Annotated in this window: 6 protein-coding genes; 2 read left to right on the forward strand and 4 right to left on the reverse strand. The window is 33.4% G+C overall.

All coding sequences use genetic code 11. The annotated features are described in order from the left end of the window. Positions 1 to 270: 270 nt before the first annotated feature. Positions 271 to 648 carry an SLAP domain-containing protein gene (locus HU235_RS15835; RefSeq protein ID WP_174880827.1) on the reverse strand — a complete coding sequence of 126 codons (378 nt, stop codon included), beginning with the start codon at positions 646 to 648 and terminating at the stop codon, positions 271 to 273. A gap of 190 nt (positions 649 to 838) precedes the next feature. On the opposite strand from HU235_RS15835, the gene HU235_RS15840 reads away from it, so the two are divergent. Continuing rightward, positions 839 to 1,402, forward strand: coding sequence for a YkoP family protein (locus HU235_RS15840; RefSeq protein WP_174880828.1), 564 nt, complete (start codon positions 839 to 841; stop codon positions 1,400 to 1,402). 201 nt (positions 1,403 to 1,603) lie between these two features. On the opposite strand, the gene HU235_RS15845 is transcribed toward HU235_RS15840, so the two are convergent. Beyond that, positions 1,604 to 2,455: a metallophosphoesterase gene (locus HU235_RS15845; protein WP_174880829.1), complete on the reverse strand. Its 852-nt coding sequence runs from the start codon at positions 2,453 to 2,455 to the stop codon at positions 1,604 to 1,606. A 105-nt stretch (positions 2,456 to 2,560) separates the two neighbouring features. Here HU235_RS15845 and HU235_RS15850 point away from each other — a divergent pair, with 105 nt between their 5' ends. After that, complete coding sequence (locus tag HU235_RS15850; RefSeq protein ID WP_174880830.1) at positions 2,561 to 3,679, forward strand: MGDG synthase family glycosyltransferase; 1,119 nt, start codon at positions 2,561 to 2,563, stop codon at positions 3,677 to 3,679. A 78-nt stretch (positions 3,680 to 3,757) separates the two neighbouring features. Here HU235_RS15850 and HU235_RS25095 read toward each other — a convergent pair whose 3' ends face one another. Both HU235_RS25095 and HU235_RS15855 read right to left on the reverse strand, forming a co-directional pair. Next, entirely contained in the window at positions 3,758 to 4,204 is a 447-nt protein-coding gene (locus HU235_RS25095) for a CBO0543 family protein (protein WP_370877252.1), read from the reverse strand. A 216-nt stretch (positions 4,205 to 4,420) separates the two neighbouring features. Next, entirely contained in the window at positions 4,421 to 4,666 is a 246-nt protein-coding gene (locus tag HU235_RS15855) for a hypothetical protein (RefSeq protein ID WP_174880831.1), read from the reverse strand. Between the last annotated feature and the right edge of the window lie 106 nt (positions 4,667 to 4,772).

A 4,772-nucleotide genomic window follows, 5' to 3' on the forward strand; every position in this document is an offset into this window, starting at 1 on the left:
TCATTAAACATCATGTCACCTCTTAAAACAATTTTTTTTGATATATTAATCAAAAAAAATTGATATTTCGCTCATAAAATTTTCATCTACAAATAGTGTTTCACAAACAATAACTGGTTCACATCATCAATTATTTCCACGTACAAACTTTTCTTAAATCAATTTTTTTTGATATTTCAACTATATATCCAAAATTTTCTGATGTCAATCTATTTAATCAAAAAATTTTGATTAAATTATCGTTCACATCTATTGAGTTTTCAACCTAAATTAAACAATTTCTAATCGCCCATTCTCAAAAACAGTCTGTTGTTTATAACTTCCCTTTGGAAAAATAAATGTCCAAGGCATACTAACCTTTGCTGGGATGACAAGTGCATGGATAGTGAAGATATTATCTGCTATGACCTCATCATGCACACTGTAAAGCAATCTTACGTTATGAAAGGCAAGCGGATTATCAGTGAAATTATGAACCAATACCGTCACGAGCAGCGCCTCTTTATGGTTAATCGCTTCTCGAATCGGAGTGCAAAGAATGTCGGAATCGGGAGCATGTTTTGTTTCATTAAAAATTGTTTCTATATGTTGTCGGTCCTGTTCAGCTATTGCTTTTTCCCAAGACGCTTCAAATTGTAATTGCTGCATGACGAAAACCACCTCTTGAAGATTAAGTTTATCATACTTCTACGTTTTTCCTTCAATAATAAAAATAGCAGTTACATGCATTTCGTCATCATTCTGCCACACAGTTCAATCTTACACAAATTACCATACATCAAATAATACGCTTATACAAAAAAATAGATAGTAGGAAAGGTAAAGGAGAAGTAGAAAGATGAGAGAGTATATCATCTCTATTTGGAATCTAATAGACCCACTATATTATCAGTTTACACGGCTCACATACCTTCCATCTAAAGAAGGGAATATCTTTCGGGTTCGATTAACGAAATATAAAGGCAGGAATATCGTTCTAGCAGATGGAACAGAAATAAACAAAAATGATACGTTAGTTAAGATTCACCTTCATAACGTCAGATTATTAAAGGAATTTAAAACGACAAAAAGTGAGCTTAAGAAAGCCAAAACCATTTATCGATATGTTCAAAAGTCATTACCTGAAATTAACCTTTATATTCAAAATCATCCACAATCGAGTCAAATTAAAGGGATTATCGGAATTACTACATTAAACAAAGGCTGTAAACGACTTGGCTTTGAAGTCTTTTCCATATCACATCCTGTCTACCAGTGGTTCAAACGGCTTGCATTTTTACCGATTGAACTAATATCTAGTAACAATTCATTGTGGCAAGTGTTAAAGAACCATAAACCAAGTTACTTAATTATGTCTATAGACAAATTATCAACGATGTACAGAATGAATAACAGCGAATAGTCAATAAGAAAAGCGCAAGCGCCTTGATCAGCCCCGACAAGCATAAGGCGATTTGGAATAGAAGGCGTTCTTTGCCTTCAATTCCAAATTGCCTAGACCCTAGAGGGGCTAGGCGCTGGAGCTAGACACTAAAACTAAGTTCAAAATGTTATACTTTCTTACCTTGTAAAAAAGGAAAAAGCGATCCATATCGCTTTTTCCCTAAATCGCTTTTACTGCTTCACTTGAAACTCTTCCTAATGATAGCTTATGAAGAGTCATTTCAGGTCTGCTTCCTACGCGGATGTTTACACCTGTCTGACCAAGTCCTTCATTGATATAAAACGGTTTTCCGTCATGATTATGAAGTCCTTTTATCATATTCATACGGGCAAGCTTGCCCATTTTTGCTAGATGATATGCCTTTGGATAGCAAATTTGTCCACCGTGAAAATGTCCTGCAAGCAAATAATCAAAATGATAGTTTTTCATCTGCAACACGATATTAGGGTCATGGGTAATCACTAGATTGATACCTGACTGAATTCCTTTATAGGAAGCTTCAATATTGCTTCGTTTTGTACTAAAGTCATCAATCCCAATAATATTGACTAATGTACCTTTAGCAGAAATGATGTCATGTTGATTTTTTAATACTTTGCAATTATATTTCACAAGCGTATCAATTAACGTTTGTAGGTCTGGCTGCTTTAAAACATAATCATGGTTACCTAATACAGCATAGATACCATAAGTTGACTTTAATTGATTGAGTTTCTCTAAATAAGGGATAAGCTTCGGAATTGTACGTTTCCGATCTAAAAAATCTCCCGTAAGGACGATTAAATCAAGTTGTTCATCTTTTAGCTTCTCGTAAATTCCATCCGGAGAAATCGATATATTTTCTAAATGTAAATCCGAAAGCTGCAAAATCGATAATGTTGAATCATCTTCGTTCGATCCTTCGTTACCCATTTCGATTCGATTAACGACAACATCTTTCGTATTATTATTCGCTTTTTTAATTAGGGCATAAAGAAAAATGACTACAACAGTAATGAAAAATATACTCAAGATAATGCCTCCTTCCTATTCATTATATAGGAAAAAGACTACTAATTTTACAAGAAATAGATGGTAAATACTTTATCCCTTCTCTACTTAGGCTTATGGAGGTGTATGATGAAAAAAGTTTTATTTCTCCCTTTTTTACAAATTCCATCTGGTCACCATCAGGCGGCAAATTCTTTAATTGACGGGATTAGACAAATCGATCCAGCTATTCAGTGTGATAAAGTTGATATTCTCAGCTATAGCTACGGTAAGATGGAAAAAATCATTTCGAGCATATACTTAAAATGGATCCATTCATTTCCCCAAATATACAATTCCATCTATAAGACGGCTGTCTACAAAAATATTGAGGTCAATAAACGATATCGTTTGTATGAACTGCTCTTTCTCACGTTTATGAAAAAGCTTTTGGCAGAAAAGCAGCCAGATTTGATCATATGTACACATGCATTGCCATCCTATATGCTCAATTATTTAAAACAAAGACATGACTTACAAATTCCTATCATTAATGTGTACACAGATTATTTTATCCACAGCTTTTGGGGAATCGAGCAAATCGACTTCCATTTCGTTCCAACTCAGCAAATGAAGGAATATTTAATACAACGAAAAATCAATGAAGACAATATTTTCATTACCGGAATACCGACGCATCCAAAAATAAAAAAACAGCTAGAGGCACCTGAATATAAAAGGAACTCGCTATCAACAGTGCTCATTTCAGGTGGGAATCTTGGAGTTGGCGGTTTAGAAAACTTGTTACATTATCTACAGGAGATTCATTCTAAGCCACGAATCCAATTTTTTGTGTTATGTGGGAAAAATAGAGCATTATATGAAAAGATAAAAGGGCTAGGAACTAAATATATCATCCCATATCCTTATATTAGCTGTAGAGAGAAAATGAATGAGCTTTATAATCAAATCGATGCCATTTTAACAAAACCCGGAGGCATGACAATAAGTGAAAGCCTATTTAAAAGAAGGCCTATCTTTATTTATGATGCTCTACCAGGACAGGAGCAAATCAATCTCACTCAACTAAAAGAGGCTGGTCTAGTCTTTCATCTAGACAAGGAAAATATATATGAGCAAATCCTTTCAATCCTTCAGAATGAGGAAAGCTTGCATCAGTATCAAAATCGGATAGATAATTTCCACACACATATCCATGAAAAAGAGCCTTCAGAAATTATTTCAGAAATTTTACAGCGACATTAACGTGAAATCGAGATTAATTTATAGTGTGGTGGTCACCGTGAAAGGTGATCATCACACTTTTTCAACCCAAATCCCTTTCTAGAGTACAATTCTTTTTAAATAGATATGGTAAAGATAAATCAAACCATATGGTACTAAATAGGAAAAGAACGTATAAAAGGAATTCCATCCGTTCCCATAACTCACCATCCCATAGTAAACATAAATCGATTCGAGCAAAGTTGTAACGAAAGTCATTAAAAAAACAAATAAAACAGGATGCTTATACTTTTTAATAAAATAAATCAAATAACTTGCTAAAACGGGATAAACCCCCAAATTAAAAAGTAATGCTGATAAAGTTTTTTGTTCAGGAAAGGGGAAAACCTCCCAAAAGCCGAAATAAAACCCGAATTCGTTTATCGTAAAAGCAAGAATACTGAAGGCCGGACCAACCAAAGGGATTACCTGTTTATCCTTTTTATAAAGATGACAAATACCAACAATCCAAGGGAGTAAAAACACTAGAACGAAATGTAAAAAGATCATTTATCCATTCCTTTGTATCATAAGCTTCATAACATTATGCCAAACAGCAGTCCATTAAGCTGCAAATATGTATTTCCTTACCAATGTAATATCTTCATTATTATTGTATAAAGTCGCTTTAATTATCCTTTTATCCTGTCAGCTAGTTACCAAAAAACAACAGCATCTCATTTGATGCTGGAAAGGTTAAGAAATAAAAAAAACGGATCAAAACTACGTCACATTACTTGGTACAAATTTGGTTTGAGGCTTTTGTTCACCTTCGATAATCGTATTTTTGTGTTTTTCAATATCTTCACTTTTTAATAATTGTACTTGCTGATATTGTCTACTTTGTTCATTTACTGAATGAATCCATCTAAAGAAATTTGTTCTTCTTACGAAACGAGCATGTGGATCAAAAAAAGTTCTGGAACAACCATAAGGTACTATAATCGGTAATAACAATGTAACAAACATAACAATCTCCTCTCTTTTTTCTATAATAATGTATGTTTATCGGATGAGAATTGATTTATCAAAAGATTAGAAAAAATTGATATGTTTTTCGAAATAACTTTACTTC

The sequence above is a fragment of the Metabacillus niabensis genome, assembly GCF_902829255.1.
Classification (GTDB): domain Bacteria; phylum Bacillota; class Bacilli; order Bacillales; family Bacillaceae; genus Metabacillus; species Metabacillus niabensis.

Coding starts and splice junctions, on each gene's coding strand:
- HU235_RS15850 (WP_174880830.1), top strand. CDS start 2,561: ATGATGAAAAAAGTTTTATTTCTCCCTTTTTTACAAATTCCATCTGGT.
- HU235_RS15840 (WP_174880828.1), top strand. CDS start 839: ATGAGAGAGTATATCATCTCTATTTGGAATCTAATAGACCCACTATAT.
- HU235_RS15855 (WP_174880831.1), bottom strand. CDS start 4,666: ATGTTTGTTACATTGTTATTACCGATTATAGTACCTTATGGTTGTTCC.
- HU235_RS15835 (WP_174880827.1), bottom strand. CDS start 648: ATGCAGCAATTACAATTTGAAGCGTCTTGGGAAAAAGCAATAGCTGAA.